General features: G+C 58.5%; 26 protein-coding genes. 24 read left to right on the plus strand and 2 right to left on the minus strand.

Going from position 1 to position 20570, the window contains the following annotated elements; genetic code table 11:
- Position 1: 1 nt before the first annotated feature.
- The 19 genes from rplN (at position 2) to dsbD (ending at position 11212) form a co-directional block, all read left to right on the plus strand.
- Positions 2-370: a 50S ribosomal protein L14 gene (rplN, locus tag AC0Z42_RS23555; protein WP_008444317.1), complete on the plus strand. Its 369-nt coding sequence runs from the start codon at positions 2-4 to the stop codon at positions 368-370.
- A 9-nt stretch (positions 371-379) separates the two neighbouring features.
- A complete protein-coding gene (gene rplX, locus AC0Z42_RS23560; protein ID WP_038497027.1) occupies positions 380-694 on the plus strand; it encodes a 50S ribosomal protein L24 in 315 nt (104 codons plus the stop codon).
- A 6-nt stretch (positions 695-700) separates the two neighbouring features.
- Complete coding sequence (gene rplE / locus AC0Z42_RS23565; protein WP_010394421.1) at positions 701-1240, plus strand: 50S ribosomal protein L5; 540 nt, start codon at positions 701-703, stop codon at positions 1238-1240.
- A 2-nt stretch (positions 1241-1242) separates the two neighbouring features.
- Positions 1243-1548 carry a 30S ribosomal protein S14 gene (rpsN, locus tag AC0Z42_RS23570; RefSeq protein WP_010394423.1) on the plus strand — a complete coding sequence of 102 codons (306 nt, stop codon included), beginning with the start codon at positions 1243-1245 and terminating at the stop codon, positions 1546-1548.
- Between the two features lie 14 nt (positions 1549-1562).
- The gene (gene rpsH / locus AC0Z42_RS23575) at positions 1563-1958 is read left to right on the plus strand and encodes a 30S ribosomal protein S8 (RefSeq protein WP_094442957.1); all 396 of its coding nucleotides are present in this window, start codon (positions 1563-1565) and stop codon (positions 1956-1958) included.
- 10 nt (positions 1959-1968) lie between these two features.
- Positions 1969-2502 carry a 50S ribosomal protein L6 gene (rplF, locus tag AC0Z42_RS23580; RefSeq protein ID WP_065310145.1) on the plus strand — a complete coding sequence of 178 codons (534 nt, stop codon included), beginning with the start codon at positions 1969-1971 and terminating at the stop codon, positions 2500-2502.
- Positions 2503-2515: 13 nt separating this feature from the next.
- Positions 2516-2878 carry a 50S ribosomal protein L18 gene (gene rplR, locus AC0Z42_RS23585; RefSeq protein ID WP_071079767.1) on the plus strand — a complete coding sequence of 121 codons (363 nt, stop codon included), beginning with the start codon at positions 2516-2518 and terminating at the stop codon, positions 2876-2878.
- Between the two features lie 9 nt (positions 2879-2887).
- Positions 2888-3406, plus strand: a complete 519-nt coding sequence (rpsE, locus tag AC0Z42_RS23590; protein ID WP_485470598.1) for a 30S ribosomal protein S5 — start codon at positions 2888-2890, stop codon at positions 3404-3406.
- A 10-nt stretch (positions 3407-3416) separates the two neighbouring features.
- Positions 3417-3596, plus strand: coding sequence for a 50S ribosomal protein L30 (gene rpmD / locus AC0Z42_RS23595; protein WP_010394435.1), 180 nt, complete (start codon positions 3417-3419; stop codon positions 3594-3596).
- A gap of 30 nt (positions 3597-3626) precedes the next feature.
- The gene (gene rplO, locus AC0Z42_RS23600; protein ID WP_436546469.1) at positions 3627-4058 is read left to right on the plus strand and encodes a 50S ribosomal protein L15; all 432 of its coding nucleotides are present in this window, start codon (positions 3627-3629) and stop codon (positions 4056-4058) included.
- A 32-nt stretch (positions 4059-4090) separates the two neighbouring features.
- A complete protein-coding gene (gene secY / locus AC0Z42_RS23605; protein WP_094442958.1) occupies positions 4091-5425 on the plus strand; it encodes a preprotein translocase subunit SecY in 1335 nt (444 codons plus the stop codon).
- 18 nt (positions 5426-5443) lie between these two features.
- Positions 5444-5662 (plus strand): translation initiation factor IF-1, encoded by a 219-nt coding sequence (gene infA, locus AC0Z42_RS23610; RefSeq protein ID WP_005663428.1) that lies wholly within the window; start codon positions 5444-5446, stop codon positions 5660-5662.
- 42 nt (positions 5663-5704) lie between these two features.
- A complete protein-coding gene (gene rpmJ, locus AC0Z42_RS23615) occupies positions 5705-5818 on the plus strand; it encodes a 50S ribosomal protein L36 (RefSeq protein WP_010394471.1) in 114 nt (37 codons plus the stop codon).
- A gap of 14 nt (positions 5819-5832) precedes the next feature.
- On the plus strand, positions 5833-6198 hold the full coding sequence (rpsM, locus tag AC0Z42_RS23620) for a 30S ribosomal protein S13 (RefSeq protein WP_046681666.1): 366 nt from the start codon (positions 5833-5835) through the stop codon (positions 6196-6198).
- Between the two features lie 17 nt (positions 6199-6215).
- Positions 6216-6620, plus strand: a complete 405-nt coding sequence (gene rpsK, locus AC0Z42_RS23625; protein ID WP_010394475.1) for a 30S ribosomal protein S11 — start codon at positions 6216-6218, stop codon at positions 6618-6620.
- A 257-nt stretch (positions 6621-6877) separates the two neighbouring features.
- Positions 6878-7501 carry a 30S ribosomal protein S4 gene (gene rpsD, locus AC0Z42_RS23630; RefSeq protein WP_308923554.1) on the plus strand — a complete coding sequence of 208 codons (624 nt, stop codon included), beginning with the start codon at positions 6878-6880 and terminating at the stop codon, positions 7499-7501.
- A 105-nt stretch (positions 7502-7606) separates the two neighbouring features.
- Positions 7607-8584 carry a DNA-directed RNA polymerase subunit alpha gene (locus AC0Z42_RS23635; RefSeq protein WP_008444343.1) on the plus strand — a complete coding sequence of 326 codons (978 nt, stop codon included), beginning with the start codon at positions 7607-7609 and terminating at the stop codon, positions 8582-8584.
- 135 nt (positions 8585-8719) lie between these two features.
- A complete protein-coding gene (gene rplQ / locus AC0Z42_RS23640) occupies positions 8720-9112 on the plus strand; it encodes a 50S ribosomal protein L17 (protein WP_065310142.1) in 393 nt (130 codons plus the stop codon).
- Between the two features lie 150 nt (positions 9113-9262).
- Positions 9263-11212 carry a protein-disulfide reductase DsbD gene (gene dsbD, locus AC0Z42_RS23645; protein WP_485470599.1) on the plus strand — a complete coding sequence of 650 codons (1950 nt, stop codon included), beginning with the start codon at positions 9263-9265 and terminating at the stop codon, positions 11210-11212.
- Positions 11213-11297: 85 nt separating this feature from the next.
- Here dsbD and AC0Z42_RS23650 read toward each other — a convergent pair whose 3' ends face one another.
- Entirely contained in the window at positions 11298-11837 is a 540-nt protein-coding gene (locus tag AC0Z42_RS23650; protein ID WP_485470600.1) for a Spy/CpxP family protein refolding chaperone, read from the minus strand.
- A 187-nt stretch (positions 11838-12024) separates the two neighbouring features.
- Here AC0Z42_RS23650 and AC0Z42_RS23655 point away from each other — a divergent pair, with 187 nt between their 5' ends.
- From AC0Z42_RS23655 to AC0Z42_RS23675, 5 genes are all read left to right on the plus strand, one after another.
- The gene (locus AC0Z42_RS23655; protein ID WP_485470601.1) at positions 12025-12753 is read left to right on the plus strand and encodes a response regulator; all 729 of its coding nucleotides are present in this window, start codon (positions 12025-12027) and stop codon (positions 12751-12753) included.
- Positions 12750-14108, plus strand: coding sequence for an ATP-binding protein (locus AC0Z42_RS23660; RefSeq protein WP_485470602.1), 1359 nt, complete (start codon positions 12750-12752; stop codon positions 14106-14108). The genes AC0Z42_RS23655 and AC0Z42_RS23660 overlap by 4 nt, the downstream gene beginning before the upstream one ends.
- Positions 14109-14206: 98 nt before the next feature.
- Positions 14207-15382, plus strand: a complete 1176-nt coding sequence (locus AC0Z42_RS23665; RefSeq protein ID WP_485470603.1) for an efflux RND transporter periplasmic adaptor subunit — start codon at positions 14207-14209, stop codon at positions 15380-15382.
- The gene (locus AC0Z42_RS23670) at positions 15379-18489 is read left to right on the plus strand and encodes an efflux RND transporter permease subunit (RefSeq protein WP_485470604.1); all 3111 of its coding nucleotides are present in this window, start codon (positions 15379-15381) and stop codon (positions 18487-18489) included. Before AC0Z42_RS23665 ends, AC0Z42_RS23670 begins: the two co-directional genes overlap by 4 nt.
- Positions 18490-18756: 267 nt before the next feature.
- The gene (locus AC0Z42_RS23675) at positions 18757-19674 is read left to right on the plus strand and encodes a hypothetical protein (RefSeq protein ID WP_485470605.1); all 918 of its coding nucleotides are present in this window, start codon (positions 18757-18759) and stop codon (positions 19672-19674) included.
- A 67-nt stretch (positions 19675-19741) separates the two neighbouring features.
- On the opposite strand, the gene yihA is transcribed toward AC0Z42_RS23675, so the two are convergent.
- Entirely contained in the window at positions 19742-20479 is a 738-nt protein-coding gene (gene yihA / locus AC0Z42_RS23680; protein ID WP_426075779.1) for a ribosome biogenesis GTP-binding protein YihA/YsxC, read from the minus strand.
- Positions 20480-20570: the final 91 nt, after the last annotated feature.

Here is a 20570-nt window from a genome sequence, read left to right on the forward strand (position 1 = left end):
TATGATTCAAACTGAAAGCCGGCTCGAAGTGGCTGACAATACCGGTGCCAAGGAAGTAATGTGCATCAAGGTATTGGGTGGCTCCAAGCGCCGTTATGCTGGCATTGGCGATGTGATCAAAGTAACCGTCAAGGTTGCTGCGCCACGTGGCCGTGTCAAAAAAGGTGAAATTTATAACGCCGTGGTTGTGCGCACCGCTAAAGGTGTTCGCCGCCAAGACGGTTCCCTGGTGAAGTTCGACGGCAACGCCGCCGTTCTGTTGAACGCCAAGCTGGAACCGATCGGTACCCGTATTTTTGGACCTGTCACACGCGAACTGCGTACTGAGAAGTTCATGAAAATCGTGTCCCTGGCACCGGAAGTCCTGTAAGGAGTCGTAATGGATAAGATTCGTAAAAACGACGAAGTCATCGTTCTGACCGGGAAAGACAAGGGCAAACGTGGTGTGGTGCAGCAGCGTATCGATGCTGAACATATCGTGGTTGATGGCATCAACGTCGCTAAAAAAGCGACCAAGCCAAACCCGATGACTGGCGTAACTGGTGGTATCGTCGATAAGACCATGCCAATTCACGTGTCCAACGTTGCATTGTTCAATGCAGCGACTGGCAAGGCAGATCGTGTGGGTTTCAAAGAAGTGGATGGCAAAAAAGTCCGCGTCTTCAAATCCTCCGGCGAAGTAGTGAAGGCTTAAGAAATCATGGCACGTCTCCAAGAATTCTATAAAGAAAAAGTCGTTGCCGACCTGACCAGCAAGTTTGGTTACAAGTCGGTGATGGAAGTTCCACGCCTGACCAAGATCACCCTGAACATGGGTGTTGGTGAGGCTATCGCGGATAAAAAAGTTCTCGAGCACGCAGTTGCTGACTTGACCAAGATCGCCGGCCAGAAGCCAGTGACCACCAAGTCCCGCAAAGCGATCGCAGGCTTCAAAATCCGTGAAGGTTACCCGATCGGTACGATGGTCACCCTGCGCGGCGCTCGCATGTACGAGTTCCTGGATCGCTTCATTACCGTGGCTCTGCCGCGCGTACGCGATTTCCGTGGTGTGAACGGTCGTGCATTCGACGGTCGTGGCAACTACAACATCGGTGTCAAGGAACAGATCATTTTCCCTGAAATCGAATACGACAAGATTGACGCGTTGCGCGGTATGAATATCAGCATCACGACAACTGCTAAGACCGATGACGAAGCCAAAGCTTTGCTCGCCGCCTTTAAATTCCCTTTCAGGAACTGATCATGGCCAAACTGTCACTGATTAATCGTGAGATCAAGCGTGCTGACCTGGTGGCGAAATTCGCCCCTAAGCGCGAAGCTCTCAAGGCCATCGTCGATGACCAATCGAAATCGGAAGAAGAGCGCTACGAAGCTCGCCTGAAACTGCAGGCGCTGCCACGTAACTCGAACCCGACGCGTCAACGTAACCGTTGCGCCATCACTGGTCGTCCGCGCGGCACATTCCGTAAATTCGGTCTGGGTCGTATCAAGCTCCGTGAATTCGCCATGCGTGGTGAAATTCCGGGTATGACTAAAGCAAGCTGGTAATAGGAGAATATGCAATGAGTATGAGCGATCCTATCGCCGATATGCTGACCCGCATTCGTAACGCCCAGGGCGTGCAAAAAACGACAGTGGCCATGCCATCGTCGAAAGTCAAAATTGCGATTGCCAACGTCCTGAAGGACGAGGGTTACATTGAAGATTTCGCCGTTACCGAAGCTGGTGGCAAGGCGGAACTGAAGATCGGTTTGAAGTATTATGTTGGCCGTCCCGTCATTGAGCGCTTGGAGCGCGTGTCCCGTCCGGGTCTGCGCGTCTACAAAGGCAAAGACGAGATCCCTGTTGTGATGAATGGCTTGGGTGTGGCGATCGTGTCGACTCCGCAAGGCGTCATGACTGACCGCAAAGCACGCGCTACCGGTGTCGGCGGCGAAGTTATTTGCTACGTGGCTTAAGGAGTTACACATGTCTCGAGTAGCTAAAATGCCTATCGTTGTGCCAGCTGGCGCTGAAGTCGCCATCTCCGCACAAGCGATCACCGTAAAAGGCCCGCTGGGCGTGCTTTCCCAGGCCCTCACCGGCCAGGTCAAAGTGGAAAACAATGCAGGAACCCTGAGTTTCGACGTGGCGAACGACAGCCGCGAAGCCAATGCCATGTCCGGCACGCTGCGCGCACTGGTCAACAACATGGTTGTTGGCGTCACCAAGGGTTTCGAGAAAAAGCTGAACCTGGTAGGCGTGGGTTACAAGGCGCAAGCACAAGGCGACAAGTTGAATCTGTCCCTGGGCTTCTCGCACCCTGTAGTGCATGACATGCCAGCCGGCGTTACCTGCGCAACACCAACCCCGACCGAGATCCTGATCAAGGGTATCGACCGTCAACAGGTTGGCCAGGTAGCCGCTGAAGTTCGTGCTTACCGCTCCCCTGAGCCTTATAAAGGCAAGGGCGTTCGCTATGCGGACGAAGTGGTCAAGCTTAAAGAAACCAAGAAGAAGTAATTAGGGGCTGACGATGGATAAGAAAGAATCACGGCTTCGCCGCGGACGCCAAACCCGCATCAAGATTGCGGAATTGAAAGTAAATCGCTTGTCGGTGCATCGCACCAACCTGCACATTTACGCCAACCTGATCAGCCCGGATGCAAAAATCCTGGTTTCGGCCTCGACGGCTGAAGCGGAAGTTCGCGCTGAACTGGCAGGCCAATCCGGCAAAGGCGGCAATGCCGCTGCTGCAGCCTTGATCGGCAAGCGCGTCGCTGAAAAAGCGTTGAAAGCAGGGATTACCGAAGTTGCGTTTGACCGCTCCGGTTTCCGTTACCACGGCCGTGTGAAAGCGTTGGCAGAAGCCGCACGCGAAGCCGGTCTGAAGTTCTAAGGATCAATCATGGCAAAAATGCAAGCAAAAATGCAAAGCGACAAGCCGGATGATGGCATGCGCGAAAAAATGATCGCGATCAACCGCGTGACCAAAGTGGTCAAGGGTGGTCGTATCATGGGTTTCGCCGCGCTGACCGTAGTTGGTGATGGCGATGGCCGCGTCGGCATGGGCAAGGGCAAATCGAAAGAAGTGCCAGTTGGCGTGCAAAAAGCAATGGAAGAAGCTCGCCGCAACCTGATCAAAGTGCCGCTCAAAAACGGTACCTTGCATCACACGGTCACGGGTCGCCACGGCGCCTCGAAAGTGCTGATGAACCCGGCCAAGCCTGGTACCGGCGTGATCGCTGGTGGCGCCATGCGCGCTATCTTCGAAGTAATGGGCGTGACGGACGTGGTGGCGAAATCCACTGGTTCGAACAACCCTTACAACCTGGTACGCGCTACGCTGGACGGCCTGTCGAAAATGAGTACTGCTTCCGATATCGCTGCCAAACGCGGCAAGTCGGTTGAAGACATTCTGGCTTAAGGTGGACAAAATGACAAACACAGTCAAAGTGCAATTGGTCAAGGGCTTGATCGGTACGCGCGAATCGCATCGCGCTACCGTGCGCGGTCTGGGTCTGCGTCGTGTAAATTCGGTTTCCGAACTGCAAGACACCCCATCCGTACGCGGCATGATCAATAAAGTATCGTATCTCGTTAAAGTTGTCGGGTAAGCCTTCGGGCTTACACGAACGGAGCAAATCATGGAATTGAATACTATTGCACCAGCCGAAGGCGCCAAGCACTACAAGCGTCGCGTCGGTCGCGGTATCGGATCAGGCATCGGCAAAACCGCCGGTCGTGGTCACAAGGGTCAGAAATCGCGTTCGGGCGGCTTTCATAAAGTCGGTTTCGAAGGCGGTCAGATGCCTCTGCAACGCCGTCTGCCTAAGCGCGGTTTCAAATCGATGCACGCAACCTTCAAAGCTGAAGTTCGCCTGTCCGATCTGAACAACCTGGCGGTTGGCGATGTCGACATTCTGGTCTTGAAGCAAGCTGGCGTTCTGGGCGTGTTGGCCCGTGACGTGCGCGTGATCTTGTCCGGCGAAATCACCAAAGCGGTGAATTTGAAGGGCTTGAAAGTGTCCGCTGGCGCGAAAGCAGCCATCGAAGCAGCCGGCGGCTCGGTAGCCTGAGTTGACCGCTAACAGCTTGATCGGAGCGAAAATTGGCGACTAATCCACAACTTGCTAAAAGTGCAGCGGCCGGTTTCCCTTGGGGACGGCTCTGGTTTTTGCTTGGCGCATTGGTGGTTTATCGTATCGGTGCTCACGTCCCGGTTCCCGGGATCGACCCGACACAATTAGCCTCGCTGTTCAAGGAGCACGAAGGCGGCGTCCTGGGCATGTTCAACATGTTCTCGGGCGGTGCCTTGTCTCGTTTTACAGTGTTTGCGCTGGGTATCATGCCTTATATCTCGGCCTCGATCATCATGCAACTGCTGTCGATCGTGTCACCGCAGATGGAAGCGTTGAAAAAAGAAGGCGAAGCAGGCCGTCGCAAGATCACCCAGTACACCCGGTATTTCACGGTCGCACTGGCACTGTTTCAAGCGTTGGGTATTGCAGTCGCACTGGAGTCGCAAGCTGGTCTGGTGTTGGAACCTGGTCTTGCATTCCGCTTCGTGACGGTCGTCACTTTGTTGACCGGAACAATGTTTTTGATGTGGTTGGGTGAGCAGATTACCGAGCGTGGCTTGGGTAACGGCATCTCGATCATCATTTTTGCCGGTATTGCAGCAGGTCTGCCTTCCGCACTGGGTGGTTTGTTCAGCCTGGTATCGAATGGTTCGATCGGCAGCTTGGGCGCGATTTTCATCGTGCTGCTGGTAGCCCTGGTAACGTTCTTCGTGGTATTTGTCGAACGCGGTCAGCGCAAAATATTGGTCAACTACGCGAAGCGCCAGGTAGGCAACAAGATTTATGGCGGTCAAACCAGCCATTTGCCGTTGAAGCTGAACATGGCCGGCGTGATCCCGCCGATCTTTGCTTCTTCGATCATCTTGTTCCCGGCCACTATCGTGGACTGGTTTTCAAAGGGCGCCGACAACGCTAACCCTGCGGTGCGGTTCTTGAAAGATTTGGCAGCATCGATGGGGCCTGGTGAGCCTATCCATGCGCTGTTGTACGCAGTGGCGATCGTGTTTTTCTGTTTCTTCTATACCGCGCTGGTATTCAACAGCAAGGAAACAGCGGATAACTTGAAGAAGAGCGGTGCGTTCATTCCCGGGATCCGTCCAGGCGAACAGACAGCCCGTTACATCGACAAGATCCTGACACGCCTGACACTTGCCGGCGCAGTCTACATCACCCTGGTGTGTTTATTGCCGGAATTTATGCAAGCCCAGTGGAAGGTGCCATTCTATTTTGGTGGTACTTCTTTATTGATTATTGTAGTTGTCACCATGGATTTCATGGCGCAAGTACAAAACTACGTGATGTCGCAGCAATATGATTCACTGCTGCGCAAAGCAAATTTCAAGGGCGGGATTCCGACGCGTTAAGCGCGGTAAACACACCGAATGGCAAAAGACGACGTCATACAGATGCAGGGCGAGATTCTTGAGAATCTCCCAAATGCAACATTTCGAGTGAAGCTGGAGAACGGACACGTGGTGCTCGGGCATATTTCAGGTAAAATGCGGATGAACTATATTCGCATTCTCCCTGGAGACAAGGTGACGGTGGAGTTGACGCCGTACGACCTGAGCCGAGCCCGCATTGTGTTCCGTACCAAGTAACACACTGAATCAAACCAAAGAAGCGAAAGAAAGAGCCCCAAAATGAAAGTTCTCGCATCAGTCAAGCGGATCTGCCGCAACTGCAAGATCATCAAGCGCAAAGGCGTAGTCCGCGTAATCTGCGTGGAACCACGTCACAAGCAGCGTCAAGGTTAATCGAGGAATAACAAATGGCACGTATTGCAGGGGTTAATATCCCAAATCATCAGCATACCGTTATCGGCCTGACAGCCATCTACGGTGTTGGCCGTCCACGCGCAGAGAAAATCTGTGCATCGACCGGTGTAGCAACCAACAAAAAGATCAAAGATCTGGATGACAGCGAACTGGAAAAACTGCGCGATGAAGTAGGTAAATTCATCGTCGAAGGCGATCTGCGTCGTGAACTGTCCATGAACATCAAGCGTTTGATGGATCTGGGTTGCTACCGCGGCATGCGTCATCGCAAGGGTCTGCCTTGCCGTGGCCAGCGTACGCGTACGAACGCACGTACCCGCAAGGGACCGCGTAAAGCCGCTCAATCGCTGAAAAAATAATCCGCTAGGGAATAATTATGGCCAAGTCGCAAAATAACGCCGCATCAGCACGCGTGCGTAAAAAAGTTAAAAAGAACGTCGCTGAAGGCATTGCACATGTCCACGCTTCGTTCAATAACACCATCATTACCATCACCGATCGTCAAGGCAATGCCTTGTCGTGGGCTACCTCCGGCGGTGCAGGCTTCAAGGGTTCGCGTAAATCGACCCCGTTCGCAGCGCAGGTCGCCGCGGAAGCCGCTGGTAAAGTGGCTGTTGAGTGTGGCGTCAAGAACCTGGAAGTACGTATCAAGGGCCCAGGTCCTGGTCGTGAATCCGCTGTTCGCGCGCTGAACAACCTGGGCATCAAGATCACCGAGATCCAGGACGTGACGCCGGTACCGCACAACGGTTGCCGTCCACCGAAACGTCGTCGTATCTAAGACAGTATTGCAGAGGGCGCCTCGGCGCCAGCTGCTGTCTTGTCTGTTGTATTGAGTACAGTTGTGTGAAAACGCTGGAGCAGGGAGCCGGAAACGGTTATACTGCCCGGCTGTTCTTGCCTGTCAAATTGTATTTGACGGGTTTTTCGTTTTCAGCCACCGTCTGATCGCAAGTGAATCAGACTAGCGCCTAACCGCATCAGTGTGTTTGATCATGCATGTGGCTGGGGCGTTATCATTTAAAAAAAGGAAGTATCGTGGCACGTTATATCGGACCTAAAGCAAAACTCTCCCGCCGTGAAGGTACAGACCTGTTCCTGAAGAGCGCACGTCGCTCGCTCGACAGCAAGTGCAAACTGGACGTCAAGCCAGGCCAGCACGGTGTCAAATCCGGCGCCCGCACCTCGGACTACGGTAACCAACTGCGCGAAAAGCAAAAAGTCAAGCGCATGTACGGCGTGCTGGAACGTCAATTCCGCCGCTACTTCGCTGAAGCAGACCGTCGTAAAGGCAACACCGGCGAAACGCTGTTGAAGTTGCTGGAAACGCGTCTGGACAACGTTTGCTACCGCATGGGCTTTGGCTCGACCCGCGCTGAAGCGCGTCAACTGGTCAGCCACAAAGCGTTCACCGTGAACGGTATCGTTGTCAACATCGCTTCGTACTCGGTCAAAGTTGGCGACATCGTTGCTGTTCGTGAAAAATCGAAAAAGCAAGTGCGTATCGTTGAAGCACTGTCGCTGGCCGAACAAGTTGGTATGCCTAGCTGGGTTTCGGTTGATGCCAAGAAAATGGAAGGTACCTTCAAGTCCCTGCCAGAGCGTAACGAAATCGCCAACGACGTCAACGAATCGCTGATCGTCGAGCTGTATTCGCGTTAATAGCCGTTAGCACCACCATCGCCCACTCAACTTGAGTGGGCGTTTTACCAATATGCCATCAGCCTTATCGGCGTAACGAGCCGAGGGTATTGAAAAGGACATTTCATGCAAAACAGTTTGTTGAAGCCACGTATTATCGATGTTGAAGCTCTCGGTGCAGGTCACGCCAAAGTCGTGATGGAACCGTTCGAGCGCGGCTATGGCCACACATTGGGTAACGCGTTGCGCCGCGTTCTGCTGTCGTCGATGGTGGGCTACGCGCCGACCGAAGTGACGATCGCCGGCGTCGTCCACGAATATTCCTCCCTCGATGGCGTGCAAGAAGACGTCGTCGATCTGTTGCTGAACTTGAAGGGTGTGGTTTTCAAAGTCCACAACCGCGATTCGGTAACCCTGACCCTGAAAAAAGAAGGCGAAGGCGCGATCCTGGCCTCCGACATCGACCTGCCGCATGACGTCGAACTGATCAACCCTGACCACGTGATCGCCCACCTGACCGCTGGTGGCAAGCTGGACATGCAGATCAAGGTTGAAAAAGGCCGCGGCTACGTTCCTGGTAACGTGCGCCGCCTGTCGGAAGACACCAACAAGACCATCGGCCGCATCATCCTGGACGCGTCGTTCTCGCCAGTGCGCCGCGTGTCGTACTTCGTTGAATCGGCGCGCGTCGAACAGCGTACCGACCTGGACAAGCTGATCATCAACATCGAAACCAACGGCGTGATCTCGCCGGAAGAAGCGATCCGCCAGTCGGCCCGCGTCCTGGTGGACCAGTTGAATGTGTTCGCTGCCCTGGAAGGCACGGAAGCCGCCGCGGAAGCACCATCGCGCGCTCCGCTGGTCGATCCTATCCTGTTGCGTCCGGTCGACGACCTGGAGTTGACCGTGCGTTCGGCGAACTGCCTGAAAGCGGAAAACATCTACTACATCGGCGACCTGATCCAGCGTTCGGAAAACGAGCTGCTGAAAACGCCTAACCTGGGCCGTAAATCGCTCAACGAAATCAAGGAAGTGCTGGCATCGCGCGGCTTGACCTTGGGCATGAAGCTGGAAAACTGGCCGCCTGCAGGGTTGGAAAAGTAATTTGAAGTTTGCAGCAAACTGCCTGGGACAGGTGTCCCAGGCTTTTATTTTTGAAGCACCAAACCGGTCCGCGATGAAGCTCACGTTTCATTGATCGAAGAACTGGATTTAAACTCACTACCGAAAGGATTTACCATGCGTCACGGTCACGGCCTCCGTAAACTGAATCGTACCTCGTCCCACCGTCTGGCTATGCTGCGCAACATGACAGTATCGCTGCTGCGTCACGAAGCGATCAAAACCACCCTGCCAAAAGCAAAAGAACTGCGCCGCGTTGTCGAGCCAATTCTGACCATCGGCAAAACCGATTCCCTGGCAAACAAGCGCCTGGCCTTCAACCGTCTGCGCGACCGTGAAATGGTCGTCAAACTGTTCGCTGAACTGGGCCCGCGTTACGCCAACCGTAATGGTGGTTATGTGCGTATCCTGAAAATGGGTTTCCGCGTCGGCGACAATGCTCCTATGGCATTCGTTGAACTGATGGATCGTCCAGATACGACCGAAGCAGTTGAAGTCGCTGGCGAGTAATCGCAGCAAGCTCTTCCGAGAAAGCCAGGCCTAGCCTGGCTTTTTTGCTTTCTGCTGCAGCCAGCTCTGCCGCGGTGTACTATTCTTTTTTCGCGCCGGCCCTGCATGCCCGCGCGGCTCTTCGTCGAATGGTCAAAAAGGTCGTAGTTCATGTTCCGTTTCCCTTCCCGCGCCACGCCGCTGCATCACCTGTCCCTCTGGTTTGCCACTTGTCTGCTGCTGTTGATCGCCGTGTTCGGCGCCGGCCAGGCCCATGCCGACGATGAATTTCTCGATCCCGAGCTGGCCTTCAAGTTTTCCGCGCGGATGCAGGACCCGGCCAACATCGCGGTGACCTATGTGATCGCCGATGGCTACTATATGTACCACGAGCGCTTCAAGTTCGAGGCCACCGGCGCCACCTTGGGTAGGCCCGTATTCCCGAAAGGCAAGGTCAAATTCGATGAAACCTTCCAGAAGAATGTCGAGACGTTCCGCCATACGCTGACCATCACGATTCCGGTCCAGGCGGCCGGCGCCTTTACGCTCAAAGCCACGGGCCAGGGCTGCTCGGACAAGGGCCTGTGCTATGCGCCGCAGGATGCCACCGCCAAGCTGGTCGGCGCCGGTGGCCAGAGCATGGCGCCAGGTGGCGTGGCGTCAAAATTCGCACTGCCGGCCGCGCCCGCCGTTGATACCAAAGCCGTCAACGGTCCGCAGGCGCAGGCGTCGCCCGGCGTATCGGTGATGAGCATCCCGCAAGCCGATATCACCAGCACGCCCGACCCTGTTGCAGCAGTGCCGACGCCGGCAGCCGCTGCGGCCGCAACTGCCGCGCCAACGGAAATGGGCAGCATCGAATCAGCCTTGAAAGGCGGCAAGCTGCTGGTGATCGTGCCGCTGTTCATGCTGCTGGGCCTGGGCCTGGCCTTTACCCCGTGCGTGCTGCCAATGGTGCCGATTTTGTCGTCGATTATCGTTGGCGATGGCGCCAAGGTCAGCCGTTCGCGCGGCCTGCTGCTGTCGCTCACCTATGCGCTGGGCATGGCGATCGTCTATACGGCGCTGGGCGTGGCGGCCGGCCTTGCTGGCGAAGGCCTGGCGGCCAAGCTGCAGAACCCATGGGTGCTCGGTTTCTTTGCGCTGCTGATGGCCGGCCTGTCGCTGTCGATGTTCGGTTTCTATGAACTGCAGGTACCGGCCTTTTTGCAAGGCAAGCTGACGACCGTGTCGAACCAGCAATCATCGGGCCGCCTGGCGGGCGTGTTCGTGATGGGTGCGATTTCGGCCCTGATCGTGGGGCCGTGCGTGGCCGCGCCGCTGGCCGGCGCCTTGCTGTACATCAGCCAGACGCGCGACGTGGTGATCGGCGGCAGCGCCCTGTTTGCAATGGCGGTCGGCATGAGCGTGCCCTTGATACTGGTGGGCGTGTCGGCCGGTGCCTTGCTGCCGCGCGCCGGCGCCTGGATGGATGCCGTGAAGCGTTTCTTTGGCGTGCTGCTGCTGGGCGTGGCCTGGTGGCTAGTGTCGCCGGTGCTGCCGGGCGTGGTGCAGATGCTGGGCTGGACCGCGCTCTTCATCGGCTACGGCATGTATCTGCTGGTGGGCAAAAGTTCTTCCAAAAACGCCTGGGTGGCCAAGGCTTTCGGCCTGGTGTTCGCCATCTTGGGCGCGGTGCAACTGGTGGGCGCGGCCAGTGGCGGCCGTGATCCGCTGGCGCCACTGGCCCACCTGGGCGGTGGCCAGGTCCATCCGCACGCCTTTACGCGCGTCAAAACAGTGGCCCAGCTCGATGCGGCGCTGGCGCAATTGAACGGCAAAACTGCCTTGCTCGATTTTTACGCAGACTGGTGCGTTTCGTGCAAGGAAATGGAAAAACTGACCTTTGTGGCGCCGGCCGTGCGCGACAAGATGGGCATGTCGGTGCTGCTGCAGGTCGACGTGACGGCCAATGACGCAGACGACAAGGCCATGCTGAAGCGCTTCCAGCTGTTCGGCCCGCCCGGCATCATCATGTTCAATCCACAAGGGCAGGAGATTGCGCACTCGCGCGTGATCGGCTTCCAGAACGCCGAAACGTTCCTGGCGTCCTTGAGCAAGCTCGATGGTAGGTCGGATTAGGCCCTTCGGGCCGTAATCCGACACCACCACGGTCGGGCCAACAATGTTGTCGGATTACGGCCTGCGGCCTAATCCGACCTACGCCTCAACCGCGATGCGGGCGATGATGGCCGCGCATGCCGCCATGCTTGCCGCCCGGTACGCTGTCATCGAACACCTTCTGTTGCTCCGGCGTCAGTACCGCATAAAACGTTTTCAGCGAGGCCAGACGGGTTTCCTGGCCGGCGATGCGTTCCTTCGACATGGCGATCCATTGTTCCATGCGCTGGGGCGCCGACAGTTTGGCAAACGCTTCGCGCTTGGCCTTCCAGTCGCCGGCAGGTTTTTTCGGCGCGCTGGCGGCCGTGAAAGTGGCCCAGGCAGGTTCCTGGGCGGCGGTCAGTTTCAGCTTGTCGTGCAGGCGCGCCTGGTATTTGGCCATGCGTTCGGCCGGGTTGCGGCGTTCACCTCGGTGTTCGCCACGATGGGCGCGCGGGCCGTCCGGCGCGGCTTTCGGGTTGCTGGTGGCAGCTGGCGCGCTGGCGGGCTCTTGCTGGGCGTGGACTGTCAGCGATGCGGCACCCATGCCGAGTACGCTCAAGGCGACGATCAGGTGTTTGCGTACGGTGTGAAATGAGGTGTTCATCTGGATTCCTTTATGAGTGAAGAGAACATGTACATGTCTGTGCACATGAATCCAGTGTGGCGGCCCCATGTTTCCATGAAGTGTCCGCTGTCCGACAGTTTGTATCCGTATGTTTCGTCACATGGTCTATATACAAGACGATACAAATACGCTGTGCATACCCCTCTGAAGTGGGGATAATTCAGTCATGGAACCTACTTCTACAATATTGATCGTCGACGACGACCGCGAAATCCGCAGCCTGCTGGCGGATTACCTGGAAACCAATGCCTACCGCACCCTGGGCGCGGCCGATGGCACGGCCATGTGGAAGGTACTCGATGAAACCCGGCCCGACCTGATCGTGCTGGACCTGAACCTGCCCGGCGACGACGGCCTGACCCTGTGCCGCAAGCTGCGCGCGCAGTCGACCATTCCCGTCATCATGCTGACGGCGCGCAACGAACCGCTGGACCGCATCCTGGGCCTGGAAATGGGCGCCGACGATTATTTGCCAAAACCGTTCGAGCCGCGCGAGTTGCTGGCGCGCATCCGCAGCGTGCTGCGCCGCAGCCATGCGATGCCGTCCAACGCGCCGTCGGACAAGGCGCAGCAGATACGTTTTTCCGGCTGGACGCTGGACCTGACGGCGCGCCACCTGCTCAACCCGACCGGCGTGGTGATCATGCTGTCGGGCGCGGAATTCCGTTTGCTGCGGGTGTTCCTGGAACACCCGAACCGCGTGCTCAATCGCGACCAGTTGCTGAACCTGACGCAAGGGCGCGACGCCGATCCGTTCGACCGCTCGATCGATATCCAGATCAGCCGCTTGCGGCAAAAGCTCGGTGAAGATGCGCGCCTGCCGCAAATCATCAAGACCGTGCGCAATGGCGGCTATGTGCTGGCCGGCCAGGTCAATGTGGAGCCGCACGCGTGAAGGCCTTCCTCGGTTCGATGACGGGACGCGTCTTCATGTTTCTGCTGCTCGGCGTGGTCGCCTCGGCCGCGCTGACCCAGTGGCTGGCCGTGGGCGAACGCCAGCGCGCGATCGAGCAGTACCGCGACTATCACGCCGTCGAGCGTGCCGAGCAGTTGGTAATGTCGACCGACATGGTGCCGCTGGCCTCGCGCGCGGCCTACCTGAAAGTGGCCAACAAGGGCAGCGTGCGCCTGGAGCTGCGTCCTGACGCCGAACACGCGGCCGGCGCGCCGACGGAGTTTTCCAGCGCGCTGCAAGCCAAGCTGGGCGAGGCCTTCAAGGTGACCGCGCTGGCCCAGCTGCCGGAAGCCTGCGTCAAGCCGCGTACCTCGCCAGGCCTGTTTGCGCCCAAGATGTGGGGCGGCACTTGCGAAAGCCTGGACGTGCGCATGCAGGACGGCCACATGCTGCGGCTCCTGGTATTGCCGCCGCGCCAGCAGCCACCGTTCAACGAACACAACGACTGGATGACGCTGCTGCCTTTCCTGATCAGCATTGCGATCATCGCCTTCCTGGTCACGCGCATGACCATGCGCCCGTTGAAGCAGCTGGCGCAGGCGGCGAAAGACCTCGGCAACGACATCAACCATCCACCGCTGGCCCTGACGGGCGCGAGCGAGATCCGCCAGGCCAGCGCGGCCTTCAACGCCATGCAGGCGCGCATCCGCCAGCATATTTTCCAGCGCACGCAGATGCTGGCCGCCATCACGCACGATTTGCAAACGCCGCTCACGCGCTTGCGCCTGCGGCTGGAAAAAGTGGCCGACTCGGACCTGCACGAACGCCTGGTGGGCGACTTGTCGGCCATGCAAAGCATGGTCAAGGAGGGGCTGGACCTGGCGCGCTCGATGGACAGCACGGAAGCGATGCAGGCGCTCGACCTCGACTCCCTGCTTGACAGCGTCTGTTCCGACGCCGCCGACGCCGGCCAGAACGTGACCCTCGAAGGCCATGCCGGCATGGCCCTGATGGGCCGCCCGATCGCCATGCGGCGCTGCCTGGTCAACCTGATCGACAATGCCGTCAAGTATGGCCAGCATGCACAGGTGACGGTTGAGCGCCTGACGGGCGCGGCGCGCATCCGCATCCGCGACGGCGGGCCCGGCATTGCGCCCGACCAGTTGGCCAAAGTGTTCGAACCGTTCTACCGCATCGAGACCTCGCGCTCGCGCGAATCGGGCGGTACCGGCCTGGGCTTGACGATTGCACGCAATATCGCCGAGCAGCACGGCGCCACGGTTTTGTTGTCCAATCATGTGGACGGCGGGCTGGAAGTGACCCTGGTGGTGCCGCAATATTACGCCGGAAAGTGATGATTTCCCGGCGCACTTTCATGCGACAATATCGCCCTTAATGCCGTTAGGCAATTAAATTCAACCTGTAAATCCGCGCCGAGACAGCGTGACGAATAATGAAAAAAACTAGCCTGGCAATCCTGGTAGGTGCCGCCCTGTGTATCGGTGGCGGCATCTGGTATTTCAACCATCAGTCCGCTGACACGGCCAAGAGCGGGGCGGCGGCCAAGGGCGGTCAGGCGCCCACCACGGTGAGCGTGATCCAGCCCGTGCGCCAGGATGTGCCCATCGTGCTACAAGCGAACGGCAGCGTGACGCCGATCAGCAGCGTCGACCTGCACCCGCAAACCACCAGCACGATCGCCAAGGTGCACATCAAGGAAGGCCAGTTCGTCAAGCAGGGCGAGCTGATGTTCACACTCGACGCGCGCACCGAAAGCGCGAACGTGGAAAAAGCCCAGGCGCAAGTATTGCGCGACCGTGCCTCGGTGCAGGATTTCGAGCGCCAGCTCAAGCGCAGCACCGATTTGCTGAGCAAGAATTTCATCGCCCAGGGCGCCGTCGATACCCTGCAAAGTCAGTTGGACGCGGCGCGCGCCTTGCTCGCCGCCGACCAGGCCGCCTTGCGGGGGGCGCAGGTCGATTCCAGCTATACCGTGCTGCGCGCGCCGCTGAGCGGCCGCGTGGGCGCCATCGGCGTCTATCCGGGCAGCCTGGTGCAGCCGACCACCTCGCTCACCAGCATCACCCAGCTCGACCCGATCGACGTGGTGTTCACCTTGCCGGAAAGCAGTTTGTCGGCCTTGCTGTCGGCGCAGAAAGCGGGCGAAGTACCCGTGACGGCGCTGCTGGTGGACGCCGGCGGCAGGCAGGTCAACGGCAAGCTCAATTTCATTGATAACGCCGTCGATCCCACCTCGGGCATGATCAAGGTCAAGGCCCGTTTCGGCAATACGCAAACCGATTTGTGGCCGGGCCAGTACATCAATACGCAGATGACGGTGCAAACCCTGAAAGACGCGCTGGTGATCCCGCAAAACGCCATCATTACCACCACCGCCGGCACGCTGGTCTATACCATGCAGGCCGACAATACGGCCAAGGCCAACAAGGTCATGCGCGTGCATGCGTTTGGCTTGAACGCCGCCGTGACGGGCTTGAATGGCGATGAGCAGGTGATAGTCGATGGCAAGCAAAACCTGCGTCCGGGCAGCAAGGTGCGCCTGGCGCAAAAACGCCAGGACGCTCCCGCGCCGGCAGCGGCGGCAACTGCGGCAGGCAAGCCAGCATGAATCTGTCCGAACTGAGCATCCGCCGCCCCGTGATGGTGGTGTTGCTGTCACTGTCCATCATCCTGGCCGGCGTAATGGCCTATCTGCAAATCCCGGTGGCGGCCTTGCCGAGCTACAACACGCCCGTCATCAACGTCAGCGCCGACCTGGCCGGCGCCAGCCCGGAGACCATGGCGTCATCCGTCGCCTTGCCGCTGGAAAAGCAGTTTTCCACGATTTCCGGCCTGAGCCTGATCACTTCCACCAGTACCCTCGGCAATACTTCCTTGACGCTGGAATTCGATTCGAGCATCAATGTCAACGAGGCGGCGGTCGACGTGCAGGCCGCGCTGCTGCGCGCGCAGCGGCAGTTGCCGACCGAAATGACGGACTTGCCGTCCTACCGCAAGGTCAATCCGGCCGACGCGCCGGTGCTGTTCATCCAGATGACCTCGCCATCCTTGAACCTGTCGGACCTGAACGACTACGCGGAAAACCTGATCGCACCCAGCCTGTCGACCTTGCCGGGCGTGGCGCAGGTGGTGGTCAACGGCCAGAAGCGCTTTGCCGTGCGCGTACGGGCGCGCGCCGACCTGATGAATGCGCGCGATTTGACCATGGACGAGCTGGCCACGGCGCTGCGCACCTCGAACACCAATTCGCCGCTGGGCATTCTCGACGGCCCCAGCCAGACCCTGACCATCCAGGGCAATCCGCAAATGATGAAGGCAGCCGATTTTTCCGAGCTGATCGTTGCCAGCCGCAACGGCCAGCCGGTGCGCCTGAAAGACGTGGCCGAAGTGGAAGACAGTTTTCAATCAATCAAGGCGGTCGGCAGTTTCAATGGCGAGCGCTCGATCAGCCTGATGGTGCAGCGCCAGCCCGACGCCAATACGGTGCAAGTGGTCGATGGCGTGCGCCGCCTGCTGCCCGGCTTCAAGGAGCAGCTGCCGCAGTCGATCCAGATCAGCCTGGTCAACGACCGCTCGCTGTCGATCCGCGAAGCGATCCACGACGTCAACCTGACCCTGGCGCTCACTGTGGTGCTGGTGGTGCTGGTGATCTTCCTGTTCCTGCACCGCGCCGCCGCCACCTTTATTCCCGCTGTCACCATGCCGATTTCCTTGCTGGGCGCACTGGCCCTGTTGTACTGGCTTGGCTACAGCCTGGACAATATTTCGCTGCTGGGCATTACCCTGGCCGTCGGGCTGGTGGTCGATGACGCCATCGTGGTGCTGGAAAACATCGTGCGCCATATCGAGATGGGCAAGAAGCCGATCCAGGCGGCGCTGGTGGGCGCCAAAGAGATGGGTTTTACCATCATCTCGATTTCCGTCTCGCTGGTGGCCGTGTTTATCCCGATCTTCTTCATGCCGGGCGTGATCGGCCTGCTGTTCCATGAATTTGCCGTTGTCGTGTCGCTGGCGATCCTGGTGTCGGCCATTGTTTCCTTGACGCTGGTGCCGATGCTGGCCAGCCGCTTCCTGCCGGCCGGCGCTCAAGGGCACGCCAATGAGCACGAGCACGCCCAGGAAAAAACCTTTATCGGCCGCCACTTCGAAGCGGGCTTTACGCGCGTGCGCAACGGCTATGTGCGCGTGCTCGACCTGGCGCTGGCGCACCGCACGGTGGTGCTTCTGATTGCGGTAGCCACGTTTGCGCTGACCGTGATCCTGTACGCCACCATACCGAAGGGCTTCTTCCCCGAGGAAGACCTGGGCCAGATCCAGGTCAATACGGAAGCGTCGGAAGATATCTCGTCGGAAGCGCTGCAAGCCTTGCAGGCGCGCATGGCGGCCGTTATCAAGGCCGACCCCAGCGTGCAGGATGTCACTTCGTTTGTCGGTGGCGGCAATACCGGTCGCATGTTCATGGTGTTGAAACCGCGTAGCGAGCGTCCGAAAATGCCGGTGGTGCTGGAAAACCTGCGCCGGGCGACAAGCGCCGTGCCCGGCATGGCGGTGTATTTCCGCCCCGTGCAAAACTTGCAGCTGGGCGGGCGCCAGAGCAAGAGCCGCTACCAGTACACCTTGCAAAGCGTCAGCCCCGACGCCCTGAATGACTGGGCGGAAAAATTCCTTGCCGGCATGCGCGCCGACCCGGCCTTCCGCGATGTCACCAGCGATTCGCAGATCAAGGGCCTGCAGGCATCATTGAAGATCGACCGCGACAAGGCCAATATGCTGGGTGTGCAGATGTCGGACATCCGCACGGCGCTGTACAGCGCATTTGGCGAGCGGCAAGTGTCGACCATTTATTCCTCGGCCGCCAGCTATTACGTCATTTTGGAAGCGGCCACGCCGGACCGCCAGTATGACGATGCGCTCACCCGCGTGTCGGTGCGCAGCAAGACGGGCGAACTGGTCAAACTGTCGAGCATTGCCCGGGTCGAGCGCACCATCGGGCCGACCTCCGTCAACCACCAGGGCCAGCTGCAGGCCGTTACCATCGCCTTCAACCTGGCGCCGGACGTGCCGCTCGGCATTGCCACCGGCAAGATCGACGTGATGAGCAAGGGCATGAACCTGCCCGCTTCCATCATTACCCGCTACGGCGGCGACGCGGCCGTGTTCCAGTCGTCGCAATCGAGCCAGATCATCCTGATCATCGCCGCGCTGGCCGTCATCTACGTGCTGCTGGGGGTCTTGTACGAAAGCTATATCCACCCGCTGACGATTTTGGCCGGCTTGCCGTCGGCGGCCGTCGGCGCGCTCTTGACCTTGCGCCTGTTCGGCATGGACCTGACCATGATTGCCATCATCGGCATTTTGATGCTGATTGGCATCGTCAAGAAAAACGCCATCATGATGATCGACTTCGCCCTGCATGCGCAGCGGAACGAGGGCCTGGCGCCGGCCGACGCGATACGCCAGGCTTGCATCCTGCGTTTTCGCCCCATCATGATGACCTCGGCGGCAGCGCTGATGGGCGCCTTGCCGATTGCGCTGGGCCTGGGCGCCGGCGCCGAATTGCGCCAGCCGCTGGGCCTGGCCGTGGTCGGTGGCCTGATTTTCTCGCAAGTGATCACCCTGTTCATTACGCCGGTGATTTATCTGTTCCTCGATAAATACAGCGGCACCGGGCCGATGACGGACGAGCAATTGGTGGCACGTGACAACAAGGCTTGATTGACCGTCCGTGAAACGCTGCGGCGCGCCGTTCCATGGTGAACGGTGCGCCGTTTTTTTTATTGCTTGGTTGTAAGGGCAGTGATACATACGGTAACAACCGTCAAGAGCCGCTTCGGCTACTCTGCAAGGCGATGCAAGGAATGCCGCGATCCTGTACGCTTCGGGTGGCAAGGGTATTGCAAGTGTTCCCAAAAGCACGCGGCTCTGGCACTATGACTGCCCTGTAATCTCATTTTTGTTGCTACAAAGAAAGCACGATTTATTTTGCATGACACGACCCACCCGATGGCTGCCGACACCGGCTATTGCCCGACCTGCGGGCAATTGATCCAGCCGCCACTGGCCTATGGCGAGAAGACCAGCAACCGCCGCAAGGTGATACTGGGCGTGTCCGTCCTGCTGCACGTGCTCATTGCTGCGTATGCCTTGCTGCATACCGACAAGATCGAAAAAATTCCGCCGCCGAAAAAAGAAAGCGCCATGGTGTATATCGCGCCGCTGAAGGACAAACCGACGCCCAAGCCGACGCCGAAGCCCACGCCCAAGCCGACGCCGAAGGAAACCAAGGTCGCCAAGGTGAAACCGCCGCCGCCCAAGGCCAGCAAGCCGGTGGTGACGAAAAACGTGCCGCGAGATAAGCCGAAGCTGGAAACCTTTACGCCGCCGCTGGTGTCGAAAGTGCCGTTGCCGCCGCCGCCGGCCGAAGACATGAGCGCCATGATCGAGCAGCGTCGCCAGCAGCGCCAGGCGCAGCAGCCGGCCCCGCCGGCCGAGGAAAGCGAAAACGACCGCGCCATGCGCGTGGCCAAGGCCAATATCGCGCGTGCCCAGGGCCGCAACTCGGGTAGCGACAACGACGATTCGGGCGGGGTGTTTTCCATCGTCAACCAGACTTCGTTCAGCGCCGAGGTCAAGTTCAAGGGCTGGAATGGCAACTTCAAGCGCAACTGGCTGAAGCAGGAAAAAGTCGAGCTGGGCAACGAGCCCGATATCGAATCGGCCATCATCAAGAAGATGATCCAGCTGATCCGTGCCGAAAAGCCGGGCGACTTCGTGTGGGAATCGCGCCGCCTGGGCCGCAATGTCAATCTCAGTGCCCGCGTCGAGGATACGGCCGAGCTGACGGCGTTCCTGCGCCAGGAATTCTTTTCCGAAAAACGACCAGGGCCGGGCCGGCGTTAAGCACCCATGAAAAAAGGCGGCTCACCAAAGTGAGCCGCCTTTTTTACGTGCCGTACCGGGTTGAAAATCAGGCCGGTTTGTCCGCTTCCGGTTCGACGTCGTCTTCCATCTCGATCAGTTCCACCATCTCGGCGGCGCCGTCTTCACTGATGCCGGCCAGTTCCATGATCTTGTCATTGGCTTCCTCGATGCCGACCCGCTTCAGGGCCGAGAACAGCTGCACCGTGAACGGGAAGCCGACGCCGTCTTCGTCGACGTAGCTGTCGAGCTTGGCCTTGGCCTGGCGCAGCGCGTTGACCGATTCATTGCGGTTCAGCTTGTCGACTTTCGTCAGGATGCAGTGGATCGGTTTGCCGGTTGGCGCGAACCATTCCAGCATCTGGATGTCGAGGTCGGTAAACGGGCGGCGCGAATCCATGATCAGGACCAGGCCGGCCAGCTGTTCGCGGCGCTGTACATAGTCGCCCAGCAAACGCTGCCAATGCAGCTTGGCCGAACCCGACACTTCCGCATAGCCATAACCGGGCAAGTCGACCAGCAGGCATTCGATTTCCTCGACGATGGTGGCATCTTTGCGATGCTGGCCCACATGGGCGCCGCCGATCGAGAAATAGTTGATATGCTGGGTACGGCCCGGCGTCTTGGAGGCGAACGCCAAGCCTTTCTGATTGCACAAGATATTGATGGCGGTCGATTTGCCGGCATTGGAGCGGCCGGCAAAAGCGATTTCCGGCACCGAAGTATCGGGCAGGTCACGCAGTTGATTGACGGTCGTAAAGAAACGGGCTTGCCAGAGTTTTGACATGGGAGTAGTAATGCAAGAAAAGGGAGCGATAAGAGAGCAATAACGCCAAGAAGCTATTGTACAATAAGGAGTTGTTAATTGTTGCCGGCGT

The organism is Janthinobacterium sp. 1L-D-8-B-C4 (genome assembly GCF_057291295.1).